Source organism: Lysobacter enzymogenes, assembly GCF_017168095.1.
Taxonomy (GTDB): Bacteria; Pseudomonadota; Gammaproteobacteria; order Xanthomonadales; family Xanthomonadaceae; genus Lysobacter; species Lysobacter enzymogenes_D.
In genome coordinates, this window is record NZ_LXSD01000090.1 from 1 (window position 1) to 328 (window position 328).

At 65.2% G+C, this 328-nt stretch carries 1 protein-coding gene; it reads left to right on the forward strand.

From position 1 onward, the window contains the following. Positions 1-36: 36 nt before the first annotated feature. Positions 37-328, forward strand: a 292-nt coding sequence (locus A7A76_RS02575; RefSeq protein WP_206409725.1) for a DUF7507 domain-containing protein, incomplete at its 3' end; no start/stop codon positions are given.

Genomic DNA, 328 nt, shown 5'->3' on the forward strand with positions numbered 1-328 from the left:
GCAACCGGCACGGGCACCGCGCCAAACGGCAGCAGTGTGACCGACACCGACGACGAGACGGTGACGATCAATGCCGCTCCGCAGCTGACGCTGACCAAGACCGCCGGTGCGATCGTCGACACCGATACGCCGGCCAACGGCGCGGGCGATGTCGGCGACACGATCAGCTACACCTTCGCCGTCCAAAACACCGGCAATGTGACCCTGACCAACGTCAATGTGACCGATCCACTGTTGCCGAACTTGGCCTGCACGGCGGTGACCTTGGCGCCGGGCGAGAGCCAGAACCTGACCTGCACGGCCGGCAACGTGTATACGCTGACCCAGC